Raw genomic sequence first — 17,769 nt, 5'->3', positions numbered from 1 at the left:
TTATTCGTGAAGCATGACGCCCTCTTAATGCGAGGGCGCGATGAGACTGAACAAGGTCCACATTCAGAACTACCGTTCCGTTGAGGATTCGGAAGAGTTCAGCATCGGCGATGTGACATGTCTCGTCGGAAAAAACGAGGCAGGGAAGACCGCTATCCTGAATGCACTCCATCAACTCCGACCCTACGGGGAAGAGGAGAAGGAGTACGACAAGGTCATCGATTATCCGAGACGTTTCCGAGCAGAGTACCGGCAGCGTCACGGCGGAAAGGAAGCGGTAGTCTGCGAGTCCCAATGGTCTTTGACGGAGTCGGAAATCGCCAAGATCAAGGCCACGCTTGGGGAAGGGGTCTATACTGGTGGTACAGTGACGATCTCAAAGTCGTACGGCAGCAAGCACACAAGCTGGCTGTTGCCGATAAATGATAAGGCGATCCTTGATAACATGCTGAAGCAACATCGTTTTGATGTAGTTGAAGCTGGCCCGCTTAAAGACGTTTCCACCACGGCCGTCGCGGCAAAGGTCCTGTCAGAGCTGCCCTCACCGACCGATAAGCAGAAAGCTTTGCTAGAGGAACTAAAGCGCTTTCCTGCGAATAGCGGACTATCGAAAGCGCGAGACATTCTGGATGCCACGACGCCACGCTTTAAGCTTTTCTCTCACTTCGACCGCATGTCCGGTGAAGTTCAGGTAGAAAAAATTCTTGCAGATCGCGATAATGGGCGCCTGTCTCGGTCTGATGCGATATTTCTTCAGTTCTTGGAATATGCAGGTACCGACCTCGAAGATATTTCTGCGGCTGAGCGGTACGAAGAGCTGAAGTCCGAGTGCGAGGCGGCGTCTAACAGGTTGACGGATCAGATATTTGAGTATTGGTCCCAAAATACCGCGCTCGAGGTAGAAGTAGATGTCTCGCCAGGTCGCCCAGGCGATGCCCCACCATTCAACACAGGCACTGTAATAAGGTCTCGCGTAAAGAACACCAATCATCGCGCATCAGTGCCGTTTTCCGAGCGTAGCGCAGGATTTATTTGGTTTTTCTCATTCTTGGTCGAATTTACTCAGATAAAAAATGAAGACGGAAACGTCATTATACTTCTTGACGAGCCAGGACTTACTCTACATGGAAAGGCGCAAAGGGACCTGCTGAGATACATATACGAGCAGTTGAAGCCCCACCATCAGGTGCTCTTCACTACCCACTCGCCCTTCCTGATTCCCAGCGAGGACTTGGCTGCGGTTCGAGTGGTTGAGGATGTCATCAAAACTCTGCCGAATGGAAGGTTAGAGGTTCTCGGAACTAAGGTCCGTTCCGACGCGCTGGCCACGGATCGAGACACCTTGTTTCCGCTTCAAGGGGCGCTCGGGTACGACATTGCTCAGTCGCTATTTATTGGCGAGCACACCCTTCTGGTTGAAGGGCCCTCTGACATTCTCTTCCTCAAAGCAGCATCCCAAGCCCTTAAGAAGCTTGATCGGGTGAGCCTCGATCCAAGATGGGTCATATGCCCCTCGGGCGGCATAGATAAGCTTCAGCCTTTTGTATCGCTATTTGGCGGGAACGGTCTCCATGTCGCTGCGCTGTCGGATTTTGGACCGACTGACCGTCGGAAGGTCGAGCAGATTCTGTCATCGAACATTTTGAACGCGGGACATTTTTTCACAACCAGTGACTTCGTCGAGAATGAGCACTCGGACATAGAAGATTTCTTTGGCGAGAAAATCTACGTTGATATCGTCAATGCGGCGTACGGTTCATTGCTGAAGCCGAAGCTGAAAACGGCGGACTTCAGTGAGGTTGAACCGAAATCAGAGCGCATCGTGAAGATGGTGGAGGGCGTATTCCGTCTTCGCCCGTCGTGGCCAGATTTCGATCATTTCACGCCTGCCTCATGGTTTTTCGAGAACCCGAACCAAGCGCTCAAGTTGATGGAGGAAAGCCCGGACTCCTTGGACCGGTTTGAAAGGCTGTTTGGAGCGCTTAACGACCTCCTCTGACGCTTATGCCGAAGTTCACCATCCTGTCCCGCGTGGATGCCTACGTCGACTACACCTGCGAGGTGGAGGCCGGGTCCGCCGAGGAGGCCGTCGATCTGGTCTTTGAGGGGCTTACGCCCGTCACCTGGCAGCAGCAGGGCGTGACGGAGTTCGACGCCGTTCGCATGTCGGCCATCGACGATCAGGGCGATGACATAGACGGCTATTCGCGCGGTAAGGGCTGACTAACCCTTCCCCGGCCATGGTCCATCCATGGCCGAAGACGATCCCCCCTGGAGCCCACCCTTCGGCTTTGCCGAGGAACAGGCCGTCTTCAAGGGGCCGACGCAGAACATTCGCGCGCAGAGCGAGGGCTGGGTCGCGGCGCATATGTTCTGTCCGGCCTGCGGCGCGGCGCGGCTGCGCCCCCTGCCGAACAATTCACCCGTCGGGGATTTCGTCTGTGAGGACTGCGCCGAGGAATTCGAGCTGAAGGCCAAGGGCGGGCGTCTGGGGCCGAAGATTCTGGACGGCGCCTATGGCGCCATGATGAAGCGGCTGTCGGCGCGTAATAATCCCAGCCTGTTTGCGATGAGCTATGACAGGGCGGCATCGAGGGTCACGGACCTGATCGTCGTGCCGAAGCATTTCTTCACGCCCGAGATCATCGAGAAGAAGAACCCGACCCTGCCCAGGGGGCGCAGCAATCCTTGGGTCGGGTGTCACATCCTGATCGGTCAGGTGCCGGTGTCGGGGCGCATCCCGCTGGTCACCGGCGGCGCGCCTGTGCCCAAGGGCGAGGTGCTGTCGCGCTGGCAATCGACCCTGTTCCTGAAGGACACCAGCCTGAAAGCGCGCGGCTGGCTGCTGGCCGTCATGACGGCGGTCGAGGCGGTCGGGAAGGCCGAGTTCGATATCGACGAGGTCTATGCCCACGAGGCGACCCTGTCGGCCCTCTATCCCGACAACAACAATGTCCGGCCCAAGATCAGGCAGCAGCTACAGGTGCTACGCGACCGGGGCTGGCTGGAGTTCACCGAACGACGCGGAACGTATCGGCGGGCGCTCGGCTGAAGTTGTGCCGTCGTTTTCCCCTCCACCCTGCTTCGCCAAGGCTTCGCAGGGTCCCCCTCCCCATCTGAGATGGGGAGGAGACGGGTAGCACCCCACGTCCGCTCCTGACGCACCCGGTGCCTAGCCTCCGGCCCATGGACTATTTCGACGACGAGCCGCACACCCCGCGCGGGCCGAAAATCCGGTCGGATGATACCTGGGCCGAGGTGCGGCGGGCGTGGGAGGCGGGGGAGACCGGGGCCTCGCTGGCGCGGCGCTATGATGTGGGGCTGGCGAACCTGTGGCGGCGGCGGGCCTCCGAAGGATGGAGCCGTCGCAAGCCCGCCGATCCCCGGCCGGAGCCTGTGGAGGGCTGGGACCGGCATGCGGAGGCGGCGCTGGCGCGGTTCGAGCATCAGCGGCTGGAGGCGCGGGCGCTGGCTGAACAGCTGTGCAAGGCGATGACGGGCGGCTCGCTGGAGGGCACGCCGATCTGGCATCTGGCCTTTGTGCTGCACTGGCGGGCGGACCATCTGGGTGAGGCCGTGATCGCGGCAGACCGGGCCTGGATCGCCGGGCGAGGGCTTGACCTGGCGCTGTGGCGCGAGGACGGAAAGCTGCTGCCGCTGTGGTGGATCGACGAGCTGGTGCTGTCGGCCAACCGCGAGGCCTGGCGCGAGGACCACGGCCTGCCGCCCGGGGTGGCGCCGCATGTGCCGGTCCCGGTGAGGCGAGACGGGCCAAAGGGGGATGGGGCGGGGTAAGGCCCGAACACGGCCACCCGACGCAAGCTCCCGGAAAACCGTCTGCGCGGGGCGTCAGTCTTCGTCGAAACGGTAAACCATAGAACCTCCGGGCGAAGGCCCGGCGTCCCGCCGTCCTCCCCACCGCTGCCGGAACCGGCAGGGGCGTAGAGGCATGCCCGTTCCCAAATTCCTCCCCTCTGGGGGAGGGGGACCGTCCGCAGCCCGCAGGGCGAAGGAGGGTGGAGGGGGCAGCGCCGCCGTCTGCCACTCGGGCGCCGATGCCCCGCGTCGGCCCCCTCCACCGCTTCGCGGTTCCCCTCCCCCGAGGGGGGAGGTATGACCGCCCGCCTCCCCTTTCAACAAAAGGACCCCCGCCCATGCCGCATCCCCGCACCGCCCGCCCGGCTCCCGACCCGGAAGACGATTGCTCCCCCGAAGAGTTCGCGGCCCTGCAAGCCGAGCTGAAAAGCCGGATGGACCATCACCGGGCGGCGCTGGCGCGGAAGCGGGCGGCGCGGGGCCTGCCGCCACGGCCCGGCTATGAGCTTCCCGACGCGGATGAGCGTCCCGACTTGACCTGACGCGGCAACGGTTGCACCCCGGAGGTCCCGATCCCGTGAGGTGACCATGCGCCCTTTACTCCCGCTTTCCGCCCTCGTCTCCGCCCTGCTGCTTGCGGTGCCCGGCGCGGCCCTGGCCCAGGACATGCTGATCCGGGGCGGGCCGATCCATACGGGGGTGGTGGCCACCCCCTCGGCCGAGGTGGTGCTGGTGCGGGACGGGCGGATCGTCTTTGTCGGGGCCGAGGCGGGCCTGCCCGATCATGCGGGGGTGCCGGTCATCGACCTTGACGGCGCGGCCCTGTTCCCCGGCTTTACCGATGGCCATGCGCACCTCGACGGCATCGGCGCGCGCGAGATGACGCTGAACCTCGAGGGGTCGGCCTCGGTCGATGAGGCCATGGTGCGGCTGGAGGCCTGGGCGGTGGCGCACCCCGAGGGGCCGATCATCGGGCGCGGCTGGATCGAGACCCACTGGCCCGAGGGGCGGTTCCTGACCGCCGCCGATCTGGATGCGGCGGCGCCCGGTCGGATCGTGCTGCTGGGCCGGGCCGATGGCCATGCGGTGGTGGCCTCCTCGGCGGCTCTGGCTGCGGCGGGCATCGATGCCTCGACCGTGGCCCCGGCGGGCGGCGAGATCCTCAAGGACGAGAACGGCCAGCCGACGGGCCTGCTGGTCGATGCGGCCGAGGCGCTGGTCGCGGGCCTGATCCCGCCGCCGACCGAGGCCACGCGGCGCGAGATGTATCGCGCAGGCTTTGCCGTCTATGCCCGCTATGGCTGGACCGGCATCCATTTCATGAGCGCGCCCTGGGGGGATGTGCCCCTGCTGGAGGACATGGCCGGAGCGGGCGAGGCGTCGATCCGCGTCTACAACAGCGTCACGCCCGACGGCGCCCAGGCCCTGTTCGCCTCGGGCCCCCGCTCGGTCGCCGACGGGCGGGTCGTGACGAGGGCGGTCAAGATGTATGCCGACGGAGCGCTGGGCTCGCGCGGGGCGGCCCTGTTCGAACCCTATGCCGACCGGCCCGACACCACCGGCCTGATGCAGATCGACGGCGCGGCGGCCGTGCCCGTCTATGAGGCCGCGCTGCGCTCAGGCATCCAGATCGCCACCCACGCCATCGGCGACCGGGGCAATGCCTCCGTCGCCGACTGGTACGCCGAGGCGCTGGAGGCTGTGCCCGCCTCGGAACGTCCAAACGGCGAGGATGTGCGCTGGCGGATCGAGCATGCCCAGATCCTGCGGCCCCAGGGTTACCGCTGGTTCGTGGACCTGCCGATCATCGCCTCGATGCAGCCCAGCCACGCCATCGGCGATCTGCATTTCGCCCCGGCCCGGCTGGGCGATGCCCGCCTCGACGGCGCCTATGCCTGGCACAGCCTCGTGGATCTCGGCGTGATCGTGGTCGGGGGCTCCGATGCCCCCGTCGAGCGCGGCGATCCGGCCATCGAATTCTATGCCGCCGTGGCCCGCCGCGACCTGACAGGCTTCCAGGGCCCGGACTGGCGCCCGGACGAGGCCGTGGACCGGATGACGGCCCTGCACATGTTCACCCTGTGGCCGGCATACGCCAGCTTCCGCGAGGAGGAGCTGGGCACGATCGAGCCGGGCAAGCGCGCCGACTTCACCGCCTTTGACATCGACCTGATGACCGCGCCCGAGGCCGAGCTGCCGAACGCAAAGGCCGTGCTGACCATCGTTGACGGCGAGGTGGTCTACCGGGCGGGAGAGGACACCAGCAGGCCCTGAGCCTGCAGCGTTGCATCGGCGTTTTCCGTGACGCTGATGGCGACCGCCTCGATGCCGTGCGGGTCTTCCAGGGCGGCCAGCCAGCTGAACAGCGCCGCCGTGGGCGCCTGTTGGGCGCTGAACGCCAGGCCGCCGTCCTCGCCGGGCGACAGCTCGACCGCCAGTCCCTGCGCCTCGGCCAGCGGACCGGCCACCTCGGCCAGACGCGCGGGGTCGGAGGTGGCACCGGGCCGGATGCGCGCCTCCGCCGCCGCGATCAGCCGGGTGGCCTCGGTCGCCTCGGCCCGCCGCTCCGCCGCTGCCTCTCGCCAGTCGTTCAGCGGCTGAACGACGCCGTAGAAGACGAGGATACCGCCCGCCACCACCGCGAGCCCGATCAGCATCCACAGCTCGCGCGGCGTCCGCCCCGCCAGCCAGTCCGTCACCGCCCTCATGCCCCCACTCCCACGATGATGTCGCTGGCGATGCGGTCGCCCTCCTCCAGCGTCGCCTCCTCGACCATGCGCAGGCCCAGGGCCTCAACCCCGCTGCGGATCGCCTCCAGATCCTGAAACGCCGTATAGCTGACTGTGGCCCTGACCCCGGACACCGGATCGGCGGTCAGACTGTCCAGCTCGGCCCCGGGCACGCCCTCCAGCGCCTGGAACAGCACGGCGGCGACCACCGCCACCCCGCCCGGGGGAGAGGTCAGGGCCAGCCGTCGCTCGGCCTCGGCCAGCGGATCGGCATCGGTCGCCATGTCGGGGAACAGCACCCGCGCCCGGGCCTCGGCATCGTCGCGCAGACGGCTGGCCGCCAGATCGTCGCGGGTCGCAGCGGCCGCCGTCAGCACCAGCGGCGAGACCAGCAGGGCCAGCGCGAGGGCCCCCGCCAGCCGCCACGCCTTCCAGCCTTCGCCCACCGGTGCCCGCCGCTCGCTGCCGCCCAGATCGACGGGCGGGGCGAGCGCCGTGGCGATCAGCCGGGCCTCGACCGCGGCCTCGCTGTCGATCGGCTCGACGGTGCGACCGGCGGCGATCACCGGCACCAGATCGGGCTGGACCGAAACCGCCAGCCCCTGCCCCCGCACGGCGACCGCCGGACCGAAGACGAGACTGCGCAGGCGGTCCGCCTCCTCCGGCGCGTCAGGCACCAGACAGTCGGGCACAAGGGTCGCGCCCTCGACACCGAGTGACGCCAGACGGCCGGTCCACTCGCCAAGACGGGCGTCATCGACCGCCGCCACCAGCCGCGACCCGTCCGCCTCGACCGGACCCAGGGCGACCCGCATGCCGGCCGGGTCGACCGCCAGATCGTCGCGCAGGGCCCACAGGGCCGCCGCCCTCTGCTGGACAGGACGACCGGCCGGCAGGGTCAACCACCGGATCAGCACATCGGCGCCGGGCACCACGACCACGGTCCGCACGCGTGCGCCGGGCAGGGCCGGGGCCTCGGGCGATAGATGGCCACGCTCCAGCACCCGCCCGTCGGCATCGAGCATCAGGAAGGGGGCAGGATCGCTGCCGTCGGCGGGGATCAGCACCAGGCGGCTTCGGCTCATCGGTCAGCGGTCCAGCGATGGACGACCGTTTCGACACGGCCATCAGGAAAGGTTCGGAACAGGGCGGTGCGCGTCACCCGGGCGCCCGCGAAATCGACGTCGCTGCGAAAGGCGAAATAGCGCGTCGTCAGCGTCAGCTGGTCATAGACCTCGGAAGCCGGCGTGGCCTCGGCCAGCGCGGGCTGGCTCCAGAAGGCGCCGATGTCGCGCCAGCCCCCACGGGGCCGGGCAGCGATGGCGGCCCGCGCCCGGGCGGGATTGAGCCGCCCCTCGCTCAGCATCACCAGCAGGGGCGCGTCGTCGACGCTCAGGGTGTTCGGATTGATCGGCGACAGGTCGGGGGTCGGCAGGGCGCAGACGAAGGGCCGCAACCGGCCATAGACCTCGGCGTCCACACCCCGGATCAGGCGCAGTTCGCCCGCCTCCAGCAGCAGGGCGCCGGGGGTGCGCAGCGGCGTCTCGCGACCCGCATAGGCGGCGGTCTCGGCCCCGCGCGGCAGGGGCGTCTGGTCGCTGTCGATCCAGTCGGTCAGGGCCTCGGCGACGGCCCGCATCCGGCCCTCGTCGACACCCAGCGCCCGGCCAAGCGCCACCAGCTGTTCGGCCCCGCGCGGACGGACGACGTACGCCCCCTCGATCCCGGAGACGACACTGTTCAGATTGAAACAGGCCTGACCGTCGCGGACCACGGCGGTGATCTGCCCGGCCTCGACCGGAAAGGCGAAGGGCCGACCGTTCCAGTCCGGCTCGGTCGGGGTGACCGACCCCGCCTGCCGGATCAGGCGCTCGATCCGCTTGCGTGCCAGAGCCTCGGCCCCCAGAGCATACCACTGGGCCTGACCGACCGAGGCGAGGTTGCTGGCACGCCGCGTCGAGAAGCGCACATCGTCCAGCAGGGCCACGGCGATGGCGGCCATGACGGTCACCATCAGCAGCACGGTCAGGAGGGCCATGCCCTTGCGGTCGCGGCGAGTCCGCCTCATCGCCCGCTCCCGATCAGCAGCAGTTGGTCCAGAGGGCCATAGGTCTCCATCGTCAGGCGCAGGCGCACGGCATCGGGCATGGTCTGGCGAAGACGCGGTTCAAACACCGGCGTGTCGACGCCCAGCGCGACGAAGGAGGCCTCGGCCACGGTCACGCCGGTGGCGACGACCTGAACCACACCCGAGCCCGGCGCATCGGGGTGGGGACGCACGCGGCGCTCCAGCCGATCTTCGACCAGATGATATTCGATGCCGATCAGGCCCGATCCGTCCTCGTCCAGCCCGGCACCGGCCCCCGTGCGGGTCAGGGCCAGCACCAGCGTCGGGTCGGCCCCGACCGCAGCGCGGGTGCGCAGCGGCACAAGCCCGTCGCCGCCCGCCAGCGGGCGCGCCACGGCCTGACTGACATCGGCCTTCAGAAGGGCGCGCATGCGCTGCACCTCAGCCAGACGCTCGGACGCGGCCTTGACCGTAAAGCGGCTGTCGATCGACACCCCCATCACCGCCGTACCCGCAGCCGCGATCAGGGCAAAGATCGTGAGCGCGATCAGCACCTCGGTCAGGGTGAAGCCCGCGCGGGTCCGCCTCGCCATCACGACATCGCCCGGAACAGCACCGCCTCGGCCGAGGTCCACACGCCGTCGTCCGAGACGCGCACCTCGATTCGCAGCAGGGCCGGGTCGCCCGTGCCGCTGACGATCCGGCGCCACATCCAGCGCCGCCCGCCCAGATCGGTCTCGCCCGCCGTCTCCCCGGGTGCGGGCGGGTCGACCGCCACAAGCGTCTCAACCGCCAGATTGTCGGCGACGATGCCGGCCAGGGTCCGCGTCTCCAGCTCACCGGCGGTGCGGGTGTTCTCGGTCGTCATGCGCAGCAGGGCCAGCGCTGCCAGGCTGAAGACCGCCAGCGCCACCATCATCTCGATCAGGGTGAAGCCTGACCTGCGGCGACGTCGCAGAAAAAATCTTCCGCTCATTCCCGCGGAAGCGGGAACCCAGTTCTGGGCAGCATCCGCGCAGCGCAGGGCCCTTGCACCCAAAGCTCTGGCTCCCCGCTTCCGCGGGGATGAACGGAGGTGAGGGAAGAGTCTAGCTCCCAACATGCACCTCTCCGGCCAGATCGACCGTGACCGTGGCCCGCGCGCGGTCCCGGCTGAGCGACAGCCGCGCCGGTTCGGCCAGACCGACCGGGTCGAACAGCACGGTCGTCTCCGGCGCGACGCGCGTGCCGCCTTCCCACGCCACACGGTCGAACGGGCCCTCGGTCAGGGGCGTCCAGCCGTCCTCGGCCCGCACGCGAAAGCCATAGCCGTCTGCGCCGATGTCGACCGCGACCGGCCGGTTGGTCAGGATGGCCTCCTCACGCGCACGCACCAGTCGCGCCGCCAGCCGCTCGGCCTCGACCGGCAGGCGGGGTGTGGGGTCGGGTGCGGCCAGCACCACGGCCGTCGCCGCCAGCCCGATAACGGCAACCGTCACCATCATCTCGACGAGGGTGAAGCCCATCCTCCCCCGTCCTTCACGGGGGAGGGGGACCGCCCGAAGGGGGGTGGAGGGGGCGACCGGCAAGCGGCGGTGTCCGGGTTCCGCCCCCTCCTCCACTCTGTGGTCCCCCTCCCCCGCTTCGCAGGGGAGGATCTCAGCCCTGCCAGTTGCCGATGTCGGCGTCATTGCCCTCGCCTCCCGGCTTGCCGTCGGCACCGTATGAGAAGACGTCGAAAGCCTGACCGTGCTGGCTCTCGCGGCGGTACTGATAGGGATTGCCCCACGGGTCTTCCGGCAGGCGACGGATGTAGCCCCCGGTGCGATAGCGGTCGGCGCGCGGCGAGCCGGACGGCACCGTCGTCAGGGCCGACAGCCCCTCGCGCGTCGTCGGGAAGGCCAGCATGTCCAGCCGGTATTGCTCCAGCGCATTTTCCAGCGTGGCCAGATCGGCGCGGGCCTTGCCGACCATGGCCTTGTCCTGGCTGGGCAGGACGTTGATGACGACCACCGTCGCCAGCAGGCCGATGATGACGATGGTGACCATCATCTCGACGAGGGTGAATCCCATCCTCCCCCGACGCGCAGCTTCGGGGGAGGGGGACCGCGGAGCGGTGGAGGGGGCGGAACCCGGACGCCGGCGCTTGAGGGTCGCCCCCTCCACCACCCTGCGGGTGGTCCCCCTCCCCCGTGAAGGACGGGGGAGGATCTGATGTTCGCGGGTGTGGGTCATGATGTCATCCCATGGCCAGGGTGTTGATCTGAAGGATCGGAAGAAGGATCGACAGGACGATCAGCGCCACCACCCCGCCCATGACGATGATGATGCCGGGCTCCAGCAGGCTGAGCATCACGGCGGTAAAGGTGGCGAACTCGCGTTCCATATAGTCGGCGGCGCGGTCCAGCAGGGGCTCCAGCCGCCCGGCCCCCTCGCCCGAGGCGGTCATGTGCACCAGCAGGGGCGGAAACACATCGGCCCGGCGCATCGCCCCGGCCAGCGAGCCGCCCTCGCGGACCACATCGGCCATGACGCGGGTGGCGGCGGCCAGCCGGGTGTTCGAGACCGTGCGCGCGGTCAGGTTCAGCCCTTCCAGCACCGGCAGGCCCGAGGCGATCATGGTCGAGAGGGTGCGGGCCATGCGCGCCGCATGCAGGTCGCGTGTCAGCCGTCCCGTGATCGGCAGACGCAGCAAAAGGGTGTCAGCCTTCAGCCTGAGAGCCGGGCGACGCAGGGCAAGACCGGCCAGCGCTCCCGCACAGACCAGCACAAGGGCCGCCACCCAGCCCCAGTCGCGCAACGCGTGGGAGATGCCGATGATGATCCGCGTCAGCAGGGGCAGGTCCTGATTCATACTGGAGAACTGGTCGACCACCCTGGGCACGACGAAGGTCATCAGGGCGGTGATCACGGCCAGCGCCACGACCGCCAGTGCCGCCGGATAGACGAGGGCGGTGATGACCTTGCCGCGCACCTCCTGCTCGCGCTCCAGCCCGTCGGCCAGCCGCTCGAGGATCGGCTGCAGTGCGCCCGAGGACTCGCCCGCCGCCACCATGGCGCGGTACAGCGGCGGAAAGGCCCGGCCCTGTTCGCCCATGGCCTCGGACAGGCGGCGGCCCTCGACCACCCCCTGATGCACCGCCTCCAGACAGCGGCGCACCTTCGGCTTTTCGGCCTGAAGGGCGAGGGTGCGCACGGCCTCCTCGACCGGCACGACCGAGATCAGGGTGGCCAGCTGGCGGGTGGCGAGCGCCAGCGACCGGGCGTCCAGCTTCGTCCCCCCGCCGCTCTTCGTAGTATCGGATCGGGAGATGCCTCGCCCGGGCTGGACCTCCAGCGACATCAACTGCTTGCGGCCAACCTGATCGCGGGCAGCCTCCAGATTGGGGGCCTCGACACTGCCCCTGACGGTGCGCCCCCCGCCGTCCACGGCCACATAGTCGAAGCGGGGCATCAGGCCACCGCCTCGATCGCCGGCAGGTCCTCGGACCGGGTGCGGGTGACATGCAGCGCCTCCTCGACCGAGGTCGTGCCCTCCAGCACCAGGGCCCGCGCCTGACCGGCCAGTGTGCGACCGTCCCCGAGCGCTTCGGCATTGATGGCGGCTTCGTCGGCGCCGGTGGTGATCAGCCGACGCAGGGTGTCGGTGACGCGGATCGTCTCATACAGGCCGACGCGGCCGACATAGCCGGACTGGTTGCAGTGATCGCAGCCCGTGGGGCGCCAGACCGTCTGGCCCGCCGCAATGCCGACCAGCCGCGCGGTCGCCGCATCGGCCACCTCGGGCGTATGGCAATGGGGGCACAGGCGCCGCACCAGCCGCTGGGCCATGATCAGGCGCAGGGTCGAGGCCAGCAGGAAGGGCTCGACCCCCATGTCGCGCAGGCGGGTCACGGCGCCCGCCGCATCATTGGTGTGGACGGTCGACAGCACGAGGTGACCGGTCAGGGCGGCCTGAACGGCAATCGAGGCGGTCTCGACGTCGCGGATCTCGCCGACCATGACCACGTCGGGGTCCTGACGCAGGATGGCCCGCAGCCCGGCGGCAAAGGTCATGCCGACCTTGGCATTGACCTGGGTCTGGCCGACGCCCTCGACCGCGTATTCGACCGGATCCTCGACCGTCAGGATGTTGCGCGTGCCGGTGTTCAGTAGCGACAGGCCGGCATAGAGGGTGGTGGTCTTGCCCGAGCCTGTCGGACCGGTGACCAGCAGGATGCCGTTCGGCTCGGCCAGCGCAGATTCGTAGGCAGCAAGCGTGCCCTCATCCATGCCGAGATCACGCAGGCCCAGACCCGCCTGATCCTTGTCGAGGATACGCAGCACCACCCGTTCCCCGGCCCGCGACGGCAGGGTCGAGACGCGCACATCCAACGTCTTGCCGCCCAGCGCCAGCGGGATGCGTCCGTCCTGCGGGATGCGCCGTTCGGCGATGTCGAGCCGCGCCATCACCTTGATCCGCGACACCACCACGGGGGTCAGTCGCGGGCTGAGGCTGAGGGCCTCCTTGAGCACGCCATCGACCCGCATGCGCACCACCAGCGCCTGCTCATAGGGCTCGAGGTGGATGTCGGACGCCCCCGCACGCACCGCCTCGGCGATCAGGCCATTGATCAGGCGGATCACCGGCGCATCGTCCGTGGTGTCCAGCAGGTCGGCGGCGGCCGGGATCTCGTCAACCAGACTGTCCAGACCACCGGGCAGGGCCAGGTCGTCCCCGCCGTGCGAGCCCGCCACCGGATCGCCGGCATAGGCTTCGGACAGCAGGCGGTCGAAGGCGCTGCGGCTGACCGACTCGACCTTCAGCGGACACCCCAGCACGCGCCGGGCCTCGGCCAGCGCCAGTGGATCGGCCCCCTCGCGCAGGGCCACGACCGCCATGTCGCCGCGCTCCGTCACCACCACGCCGTGGCGCTTGGCAAAGGCATAACTGAGGGTGGGGTCGGCCAGCATCGTCATGGGATCAGGGCTGAAGCGGCGGCAGGGTGCCGCCGTCGACCGGAGCGACCGGGGCGGTCTCGAGGTACTGCGGAGGCACCGGCGGCTGGGTGCGGATATAATCGCGGATCAGCTCGTCGAGGCTGGGCTCCTGCCCCGGGGCGACGCGTAGCTGCTCCTGGCGCATATAGCCCCAGCGGTCGGCGGTCAGGCGCTGGGCATCGGCCGGGCTGCGGATGATGGTCGGGCGGATGAAGATCATCAGATTGGTGCGCCCGCGCTGGCGGCTTTCCGAGCGGAACAGGCCCCCGATCAGCGGCACGTCCGACAGATAGGGCACCCGGTCCATGGAGATGCGGTCGTTCTGGTCCAGCAAGCCCCCGGCGACCGCGATATCGCCGTCATCGACCACCAGCGTCGTCTCCAGCTCGCGCTTGTCGAGGATCAGGTCGCCGGCGTTGCTGCTGAGGATGCCGTTGATGCTCGACACTTCCTGGCGGATGAACAGGGTGACCGAGCCCCCCGCATTGATCTGGGGCCGGACCACCAGTTTGACGCCGATGTCCTGCCGCTGGGTGGTCCGGAACGGATTGGTATTGCCGTTCAGCAGGGTCTCGCCCGTGGTGATCGGCACTTCCTGCCCGACCAGGATGGTCGCCTCTTCATTGTCGAGGGTCATCAGCGAGGGCGTCTGCAGCAGGTTCGATCCGGCATCGGACCTGGCCGCATTGATGATGAAGCCGAACAGGGCGTCGCCGACCCGGCCACCGCCGCCCCCGATGAAGCCATTGGCGCCCAGCAGGCCGTTCAGCGCCGCCTTGGCCAGCTCGTCGCGCAGGGGATCGTCCTCGTCCAGGTCACGACCGGCCAGGGCACCGCCGATCGACAGCAGGGGCGCCGCGCGTTGCGAATAGTTAGTGGCCAGGATCGGATTGCCGTCCTCGCCCGCCAGCAGCCACTGGACCCCCAGTTCGCGCACGGCATTGTCGGACAGTTCGACGACGATGGCCTCAATCAGCACCTGCTGGCGGCGGCGGTCCAGCTGCGCGATGACATCGCCGAGCATGCGCTGGGTTTCGGGCGGGGCCGAGATCACCAGGGCATTGGCCCCGGGATAGCGGGCAATGGTGGCGCGCTGGCCCGGGGCGAGGGACGCGGCCGCCGCCTCGCCCCCCTCGACCGGTTGCACGCCCGAGGCCGACGACGGCGTGACCGGCTGGCCGACGATCTGCTGCAGCACCGGCAACAGCTGCTCGGCATCGATATGCTGGAGGAAGATCACCCGCACATCGGCCGAGGTCAGGGCCCGCTGGTCGAGGTCGAAGATCAGCGACTGTACCCGGACCAGCGCCGCCGGTTCGCCGCGCAGCACGATGGAGTTGGAGCTCTCGACCGCCGTCACCTTGACCAGCCCCTGCCCCGCCTGACCGCCGACCGGGGCCAGCACTTCGGCCAGCACGGCCGCGATCTCGCGCGCCGAGGAGTTCTCGAGGGTGACGACCACAATGTCGGTGCGGTCCACATCGATGCGGGCGATCAGGGCGCGCACCCGCGCCAGATTGTCGGCGAAGTCGGCGACCACCACGGTGTTGCTGTTGGGATTGGCCAGCACCTGCCCCTGCGGCCCGACCAGAGGGCGGATGGTCTCGGCGGCCGAGGCGGCGTCGATGTGGTGCAACTGGAAGACCTCGGTCGCGAACCGTTCCGAGCCCACGGAGGCCGGACCCTGGGCCGCGCCCTGGGCCGGGGCGATGCGGTAGGCCCCCGACGCGGTCGGAATGACCACCAGACCATTGGCCCGCAGGGTCGACAGGAACACCTCATAGGTCTCGGCCGGGGTCAGGGCCCGGTCGCTGGTCACCGTCACCGTGCCGGTCACCGAGGGGTCGACGATGAAGGTGCGTCCGGTCGAACGGGCGATGTCCTGAATGAAGGCGCGGATGTCGGCACCCTGCACATTCAGGATCTGGCGCTCCTGCGAATGGGCCTGCGCCACGGGCAGCACGACCTGCACGACAAGCGCCGCGAGCATCAGGGCGGCCACACGGCCGAACAGTCTGGATGACGACCGGATCACGGGCGGGTCCTTACGGTGGTGGTCTGGGGGGTGCCGTCGCGCTCGAAGCGGATGACGGCCTCTGGCGCCTCGGCCAGATCAGTGCGCAGGCGGTTGATGGCCGAGGGGCCGTCCAGGGCAATGCCGTTGACGGACAGGATGACATCCCCGGCGCGAAGACCGGCGGCCTGAAGGTCGGCGCTCTGGCCCCGTGCCATGACGGTAAAGCCGTTGACCGACAGGCCCTGCATACGGGGGCGAAGACCCGCCTCGGCCATCAGGCGGGCCGGGTCGACGACGGTGGCCTCGGGCCGGGATGCAGGCGGGCCGGGCGGGGCCACCACCTGCGGCGTCGCGGGCGGCGGCGGCACGCTGGCGGCCCCGACCGGCACCTCGCCGAAATCGATGCGGCTGACCGAGCTGCCCCGGGCGACCGTCACATGATCCGGGGCTACGGCGCGCAGCACCAGCCCGGGCTGGATTTCCTCTCCCACCCCGACCGACAGCTGGGTGCCATCCGGCAGGCCGAGAATGGCCGACCCGCCCCCGCCCTCACCGGCCCTGACCCCGAACAGCCGCAGTTGCTCGCTGCCCGCCTGGGTCATGCCCGCCAGACTGCTGCGTTCGCCGGTGTGGAAGAAGGCATCAAACCGCGACAGCACGCCGGTGTCGGGCGGGGCCTGGTTCCCTGCCGCCTGCACCCCGGCATCGGGCGCCCCGACCAGCATCACCAGTCGCACGACCTGGATCAGGATCAGGGCCGCGATCACCAGTTCGACACCCCGTCGCAACCCCGGGCCTCGCGGGCGCGCGACACCCGCCCGCCGTCCCGCCCCGACGACGGGCCAGGCGGAGGGCCAGACCTCAAGGATGGATACGCTGCGGATCACCGACACTCGCCCCGCCGACCCGAACCGGGCCCCGACATCTTCAGATGACGGATGGGTCTCATCCGCTCCGATCGCGGATGCTCTTACCCCGGACCCGCCCCCGCCAGCCCGCGCGGCTTGATGACAATGCCGCGTATGAATCGCGAAGATTGTTCCGGATGCGGAGCCAGTGTCGCGGGGCCGTCATCGTGCGTCGGAGAACACGGGCGCTGGAGCGGGTGAAGGGAATCGAACCCTCGTCGTCAGCTTGGGAAGCTGCTGCTCTACCATTGAGCTACACCCGCAAGGCGGCGGTCGGGCGGACCATAGTCCGGGCGCGTGCGGCGCGCTAGACTGGCCGAATGATCCGTATCGGCGAAAGTGAGCTAGAGTTCCGGTTCTTTCGTGCCGGGGGGCCGGGGGGTCAGAACGTCAACAAGGTGGCGACGGCGGTGGAACTGCGGTTTGACGTCGCGCGCTCGCCCAGCCTGCCGGAGGGGGTGCGGGCGCGGTTGCTGAAGGCGGCGGGACGGCGACTGACGCTGGACGGTATCCTGGTGCTGACGGCCACCCGGTTCAGGACGCAGGAGCGAAACCGGCAGGACGCCGTCGATCGGCTGCATGCCCTGATCGATTCGGTGACGCCGCCGCCGCGCCCTCGCATCGCCACCCGCCCGACGCGGGCGTCAAAGGAACGGCGGCTGCAGGCCAAGACCCGCCGCGCGCAGATCAAGAGCGGTCGCGGGCGTCCGGACGCGGATTAGTTTCCGGAAGACGGGGCCGGAGGGGCCTCGTCGGGGGCTTCGCGGAACAGCAGGACGGCGATGCGGTCGTCGCCGTCAAAGCCGATCACCCACTGGGTCAGCAGGCTCTCGAAACGGACCTCGAACATGTCGGCCCCGTTCTGATGACCGACATAGGCGATGGATTCCAGCGCGCCGAAGCTCTGGATGGCCGCCGTCAGCTCGGCCTCAACCGGGCGCAGGCGGTCGGCGACGTCGTCGGTGAAACCGGTGAAATCGAGGCTGCCGTCCTGGGCATCCGCAATGACGGCCGTCAGGGTCTCCCGACCGCGCGCCACGTCCGGGGCCTCGGCCGTGGGAGTTTGCTGGACGGCCACCGGCGGGGCGGTGCGCGGGGTGCCGTCAAAGGCATTGGGCAGGCGGGCGGCCGCCACGTCACTGTCCGGGGCAGGCGGGGTCTGCTGGGCCAGGGCCGGAGTCGCCATCAGGCCGGCGACCAGCGCGAGGATCGCGCCCGTTATCAGGGTCTGTCGGGGGGTATGCATGCCTTGCCTCCGGCTGTGGCGGTACA

Annotated in this window: 19 protein-coding genes and 1 tRNA gene; 7 read left to right on the top strand and 13 right to left on the bottom strand. The window is 68.6% G+C overall.

Going from position 1 to position 17,769, the window contains the following annotated elements:
- Positions 1 to 40 precede the first annotated feature (40 nt).
- The 6 genes from IBJ06_RS00290 to IBJ06_RS00265 all read left to right on the top strand — a co-directional run bounded on the left by IBJ06_RS00290 (position 41) and on the right by IBJ06_RS00265 (position 6,090).
- The gene (locus IBJ06_RS00290) at positions 41 to 1,999 is read left to right on the top strand and encodes an AAA family ATPase (RefSeq protein ID WP_292156521.1); all 1,959 of its coding nucleotides are present in this window, start codon (positions 41 to 43) and stop codon (positions 1,997 to 1,999) included.
- A 5-nt stretch (positions 2,000 to 2,004) separates the two neighbouring features.
- A complete protein-coding gene (locus IBJ06_RS00285; RefSeq protein WP_292156520.1) occupies positions 2,005 to 2,223 on the top strand; it encodes a hypothetical protein in 219 nt (72 codons plus the stop codon).
- 28 nt (positions 2,224 to 2,251) lie between these two features.
- The gene (locus IBJ06_RS00280) at positions 2,252 to 3,052 is read left to right on the top strand and encodes a DpnI domain-containing protein (protein ID WP_292156519.1); all 801 of its coding nucleotides are present in this window, start codon (positions 2,252 to 2,254) and stop codon (positions 3,050 to 3,052) included.
- A 134-nt stretch (positions 3,053 to 3,186) separates the two neighbouring features.
- On the top strand, positions 3,187 to 3,795 hold the full coding sequence (locus tag IBJ06_RS00275; protein ID WP_292156518.1) for a hypothetical protein: 609 nt from the start codon (positions 3,187 to 3,189) through the stop codon (positions 3,793 to 3,795).
- 359 nt (positions 3,796 to 4,154) lie between these two features.
- Positions 4,155 to 4,358: a hypothetical protein gene (locus IBJ06_RS00270; RefSeq protein ID WP_292156517.1), complete on the top strand. Its 204-nt coding sequence runs from the start codon at positions 4,155 to 4,157 to the stop codon at positions 4,356 to 4,358.
- Positions 4,359 to 4,404: 46 nt separating this feature from the next.
- Positions 4,405 to 6,090 (top strand): amidohydrolase, encoded by a 1,686-nt coding sequence (locus tag IBJ06_RS00265; RefSeq protein WP_292156516.1) that lies wholly within the window; start codon positions 4,405 to 4,407, stop codon positions 6,088 to 6,090.
- Here the strand turns inward: IBJ06_RS00265 and gspM are convergent.
- From gspM to IBJ06_RS00205, 12 genes are all read right to left on the bottom strand, one after another.
- Positions 6,057 to 6,524: a type II secretion system protein GspM gene (gene gspM, locus IBJ06_RS00260; RefSeq protein ID WP_292156515.1), complete on the bottom strand. Its 468-nt coding sequence runs from the start codon at positions 6,522 to 6,524 to the stop codon at positions 6,057 to 6,059. The two genes, IBJ06_RS00265 and gspM, sit on opposite strands and share 34 nt — an antisense overlap.
- Positions 6,521 to 7,630: a type II secretion system protein GspL gene (gspL, locus tag IBJ06_RS00255; RefSeq protein WP_292156514.1), complete on the bottom strand. Its 1,110-nt coding sequence runs from the start codon at positions 7,628 to 7,630 to the stop codon at positions 6,521 to 6,523. The genes gspM and gspL overlap by 4 nt, the downstream gene beginning before the upstream one ends.
- Entirely contained in the window at positions 7,627 to 8,613 is a 987-nt protein-coding gene (gspK, locus tag IBJ06_RS00250; protein ID WP_292156513.1) for a type II secretion system minor pseudopilin GspK, read from the bottom strand. The genes gspL and gspK overlap by 4 nt, the downstream gene beginning before the upstream one ends.
- Entirely contained in the window at positions 8,610 to 9,206 is a 597-nt protein-coding gene (gspJ, locus tag IBJ06_RS00245) for a type II secretion system minor pseudopilin GspJ (protein WP_292156512.1), read from the bottom strand. Before gspJ ends, gspK begins: the two co-directional genes overlap by 4 nt.
- Positions 9,206 to 9,589: a type II secretion system minor pseudopilin GspI gene (gspI, locus tag IBJ06_RS00240; protein ID WP_292156511.1), complete on the bottom strand. Its 384-nt coding sequence runs from the start codon at positions 9,587 to 9,589 to the stop codon at positions 9,206 to 9,208. The genes gspJ and gspI overlap by 1 nt, the downstream gene beginning before the upstream one ends.
- A gap of 112 nt (positions 9,590 to 9,701) precedes the next feature.
- Complete coding sequence (locus IBJ06_RS00235) at positions 9,702 to 10,118, bottom strand: GspH/FimT family pseudopilin (RefSeq protein ID WP_292156510.1); 417 nt, start codon at positions 10,116 to 10,118, stop codon at positions 9,702 to 9,704.
- Positions 10,119 to 10,251: 133 nt separating this feature from the next.
- A complete protein-coding gene (gene gspG / locus IBJ06_RS00230) occupies positions 10,252 to 10,665 on the bottom strand; it encodes a type II secretion system major pseudopilin GspG (RefSeq protein ID WP_292156509.1) in 414 nt (137 codons plus the stop codon).
- Between the two features lie 166 nt (positions 10,666 to 10,831).
- A complete protein-coding gene (gspF, locus tag IBJ06_RS00225) occupies positions 10,832 to 12,046 on the bottom strand; it encodes a type II secretion system inner membrane protein GspF (RefSeq protein WP_292156508.1) in 1,215 nt (404 codons plus the stop codon).
- Complete coding sequence (gspE, locus tag IBJ06_RS00220; protein ID WP_292156507.1) at positions 12,046 to 13,551, bottom strand: type II secretion system ATPase GspE; 1,506 nt, start codon at positions 13,549 to 13,551, stop codon at positions 12,046 to 12,048. The genes gspF and gspE overlap by 1 nt, the downstream gene beginning before the upstream one ends.
- Positions 13,552 to 13,555: 4 nt before the next feature.
- Entirely contained in the window at positions 13,556 to 15,607 is a 2,052-nt protein-coding gene (gspD, locus tag IBJ06_RS00215; RefSeq protein WP_292156506.1) for a type II secretion system secretin GspD, read from the bottom strand.
- Positions 15,604 to 16,476, bottom strand: coding sequence for a type II secretion system protein N (locus IBJ06_RS00210; RefSeq protein WP_292156505.1), 873 nt, complete (start codon positions 16,474 to 16,476; stop codon positions 15,604 to 15,606). Before IBJ06_RS00210 ends, gspD begins: the two co-directional genes overlap by 4 nt.
- 210 nt (positions 16,477 to 16,686) lie before the next feature.
- Positions 16,687 to 16,760, bottom strand: a tRNA-Gly gene (locus IBJ06_RS00205).
- A 57-nt stretch (positions 16,761 to 16,817) separates the two neighbouring features.
- Here IBJ06_RS00205 and arfB point away from each other — a divergent pair.
- Entirely contained in the window at positions 16,818 to 17,219 is a 402-nt protein-coding gene (gene arfB, locus IBJ06_RS00200; protein ID WP_292156504.1) for an alternative ribosome rescue aminoacyl-tRNA hydrolase ArfB, read from the top strand.
- On the opposite strand, the gene IBJ06_RS00195 is transcribed toward arfB, so the two are convergent.
- Positions 17,216 to 17,743 (bottom strand): hypothetical protein, encoded by a 528-nt coding sequence (locus tag IBJ06_RS00195; RefSeq protein WP_292156503.1) that lies wholly within the window; start codon positions 17,741 to 17,743, stop codon positions 17,216 to 17,218. The two genes, arfB and IBJ06_RS00195, sit on opposite strands and share 4 nt — an antisense overlap.
- Positions 17,744 to 17,769: the final 26 nt, after the last annotated feature.

Origin of the sequence: Brevundimonas sp. (assembly GCF_016742135.1) — a bacterium.
Taxonomy (GTDB): Bacteria; Pseudomonadota; Alphaproteobacteria; order Caulobacterales; family Caulobacteraceae; genus Brevundimonas.
Note: the sequence above shows the minus strand (reverse complement) of the source record. Positions and strands in the feature narration are given on the sequence as shown.

What these genes read in the sequence shown, in the direction of transcription:
- IBJ06_RS00290 (WP_292156521.1), top strand. Translation starts at nt 41, where the DNA reads ATGAGACTGAACAAGGTCCACATTCAGAACTACCGTTCCGTTGAGGAT.
- IBJ06_RS00285 (WP_292156520.1), top strand. Translation starts at nt 2,005, where the DNA reads ATGCCGAAGTTCACCATCCTGTCCCGCGTGGATGCCTACGTCGACTAC.
- IBJ06_RS00280 (WP_292156519.1), top strand. Translation starts at nt 2,252, where the DNA reads ATGGCCGAAGACGATCCCCCCTGGAGCCCACCCTTCGGCTTTGCCGAG.
- IBJ06_RS00275 (WP_292156518.1), top strand. Translation starts at nt 3,187, where the DNA reads ATGGACTATTTCGACGACGAGCCGCACACCCCGCGCGGGCCGAAAATC.
- IBJ06_RS00270 (WP_292156517.1), top strand. Translation starts at nt 4,155, where the DNA reads ATGCCGCATCCCCGCACCGCCCGCCCGGCTCCCGACCCGGAAGACGAT.
- IBJ06_RS00265 (WP_292156516.1), top strand. Translation starts at nt 4,405, where the DNA reads ATGCGCCCTTTACTCCCGCTTTCCGCCCTCGTCTCCGCCCTGCTGCTT.
- gspM (WP_292156515.1), bottom strand. Translation starts at nt 6,524, where the DNA reads ATGAGGGCGGTGACGGACTGGCTGGCGGGGCGGACGCCGCGCGAGCTG.
- gspL (WP_292156514.1), bottom strand. Translation starts at nt 7,630, where the DNA reads ATGAGCCGAAGCCGCCTGGTGCTGATCCCCGCCGACGGCAGCGATCCT.
- gspK (WP_292156513.1), bottom strand. Translation starts at nt 8,613, where the DNA reads ATGAGGCGGACTCGCCGCGACCGCAAGGGCATGGCCCTCCTGACCGTG.
- gspJ (WP_292156512.1), bottom strand. Translation starts at nt 9,206, where the DNA reads ATGGCGAGGCGGACCCGCGCGGGCTTCACCCTGACCGAGGTGCTGATC.
- gspI (WP_292156511.1), bottom strand. Translation starts at nt 9,589, where the DNA reads ATGAGCGGAAGATTTTTTCTGCGACGTCGCCGCAGGTCAGGCTTCACC.
- IBJ06_RS00235 (WP_292156510.1), bottom strand. Translation starts at nt 10,118, where the DNA reads ATGGGCTTCACCCTCGTCGAGATGATGGTGACGGTTGCCGTTATCGGG.
- gspG (WP_292156509.1), bottom strand. Translation starts at nt 10,665, where the DNA reads ATGGGATTCACCCTCGTCGAGATGATGGTCACCATCGTCATCATCGGC.
- gspF (WP_292156508.1), bottom strand. Translation starts at nt 12,046, where the DNA reads ATGCCCCGCTTCGACTATGTGGCCGTGGACGGCGGGGGGCGCACCGTC.
- gspE (WP_292156507.1), bottom strand. Translation starts at nt 13,551, where the DNA reads ATGACGATGCTGGCCGACCCCACCCTCAGTTATGCCTTTGCCAAGCGC.
- arfB (WP_292156504.1), top strand. Translation starts at nt 16,818, where the DNA reads ATGATCCGTATCGGCGAAAGTGAGCTAGAGTTCCGGTTCTTTCGTGCC.
- IBJ06_RS00195 (WP_292156503.1), bottom strand. Translation starts at nt 17,743, where the DNA reads ATGCATACCCCCCGACAGACCCTGATAACGGGCGCGATCCTCGCGCTG.